This window comes from Streptomyces sp. SID12501 (assembly GCF_010550245.1).
Classification (GTDB): Bacteria; Actinomycetota; Actinomycetes; order Streptomycetales; family Streptomycetaceae; genus Streptomyces.
Genome location: NZ_JAAGLU010000916.1, coordinates 1 through 405 on the forward strand (window position 1 = coordinate 1; position 405 = coordinate 405).

Annotated in this window: 1 protein-coding gene; it reads left to right on the plus strand. The window is 74.6% G+C overall.

Going from position 1 to position 405, the window contains the following annotated elements:
- Positions 1-180: 180 nt before the first annotated feature.
- Positions 181-405: NADPH-dependent FMN reductase (locus tag G3I71_RS49125; RefSeq protein WP_164325483.1), on the plus strand; the 225-nt coding region annotated here is incomplete at its 3' end.

Here is a 405-nt window from a genome sequence, read left to right on the forward strand (position 1 = left end):
CACCGGGTGGCGTGGCGGCCCTGACGGGGCGTCGCGCGGGCCCACTTTGACATAGTGCGCGGCCCGCGTTTCCCCAGGTGGGGCGCCCCCGGCCACAATGGCGGCCGTTCAGCACGGCGCGGCCGACCTAGGTCGCGTCGGGGCACCATCACGGCACCACCCACGGGGAGTTCACCCATCATGACCCGCCTCCTCGCAATTTCCGCCGCCACCCGCCCCACCTCCAGCGGCCGCCCGCTCGCCGCCTGGGTGGCCGACCGGGCCCGCGCGCACGGCGCCTTCGAGGTGACCCCGGTGGACCTCGCCGAGATCGCGCTGCCGTTCCTGGACGAGCCCGAGTACGCCTCCACCGGCATCTACGCCCACCAGCACACCCGCGACTGGAACGCCCTGGTGTCCTCCGCC